Source organism: Pseudomonas sp. FW305-E2, from assembly GCF_058782925.1.
Map to the genome: position 1 here is coordinate 7,825 of NZ_JBYSYE010000082.1, position 1,383 is coordinate 9,207.

The following is a 1,383-nucleotide window of genomic DNA, read 5'->3' on the forward strand; positions in this document are numbered from 1 at the left end:
CTACGGTCGTCTGACCGGCAAGACCGGCGTCAGCCTGTCGACCCTCGGCCCTGGTGCCACCAACCTGGTGACCGCCAGCGCCTACGCCTACCTGGGCGGCATGCCGATGATGATGATCACCGGGCAGAAGCCGATCAAGAAGTCCAAGCAGGGTCGCTTCCAGATCATTGACGTGTGCGGCATGATGGACCCCATCACCAAGTACACCCACCAGTTCGCCTCGGCCGACAACATCCCGGCCCGCATGCGCGAAGCCTTCCGCCTGGCCGAAGAAGAAAAGCCGGGTGCGGTGCACCTGGAGCTGCCGGAAGACATCGCCGCCGAGCAGACCGACGCGCTGCCGATCCCGCGCAGCCTGCACCGCCGCCCGCTGGCCGAGCACGTGGCCATTGAAGCTGCCGTCGAGAAACTGCAGAACGCGCGTAACCCGATCCTGGTGATCGGTGCCGGTGCCAACCGCAAGATGACCGCCAAGGTCCTCAAGCAACTGATCGACAAGACCGGCATCCCGTTCATCACCACCCAAATGGGTAAAGGCGTGGTCGACGAGCGCCACCCGCGCTTCCTTGGCAACGCTGCGCTGTCGTCGGGCGACTTCGTTCACCGCGCCGTCGAAGCCGCCGACCTGATCATCAACATCGGCCACGATGTGATCGAGAAGCCGCCGTTCTTCATGGTCCGTGGCGGCACCGAAGTCATCCACATCAACTTCCGCTCTGCCGAAGTCGATGCCGTGTACTTCCCGCAAGTAGAAGTGATCGGCGACATCGCCAACGCCGTGTGGCAGATCAGTGAAGCACTGAACGACACGTCGCACTGGGACTTCACCCGCCTGATGGCCATCCGTGAAGCCAACGAAGCACAGATCGCCGAAGGCGCCGACGACGACCGCTTCCCGGTCTACCCACAGCGCATGGTGGCTGACATCCGTCGTGTACTGCCGTCCGAAGGCATCGTCGCCCTGGACAACGGCATCTACAAGATCTGGTTCGCCCGCAACTACAAAGCGCACAAGCCAAACACCGTGCTGCTGGACAACGCCCTGGCGACCATGGGCGCTGGCCTGCCATCGGCAATGGCTGCGCACCTGGTGCACCCGGACCGCCCGGTAATCTCGGTGTGTGGTGACGGCGGCTTCATGATGAACAGCCAGGAACTGGAAACTGCAGTACGTCTGGGCATGCACATCACCGTGGTGATCCTGCGTGACGACGGCTACGGCATGATCCGCTGGAAGCAGGCCAACATGGGCTTCACCGATTTCGGCCTGGACTACGGCAACCCGGACTTCGTCAAGTATGCCGAAGCCTACGGCGCCAACGGCCACCGCGTGGAAAGCGCCGAAGGCCTGCTGCCGCTGCTGGAGCACTGCATCAAGACCCC

At 63.2% G+C, this 1,383-nt stretch carries 1 protein-coding gene; it reads left to right on the forward strand.

Annotated elements, in window-relative coordinates; genetic code table 11:
* On the forward strand, positions 1–1,383 hold a 1,383-nt coding region (locus AC3WLP_RS27570), incomplete at both ends, for an acetolactate synthase large subunit (RefSeq protein ID WP_492576389.1).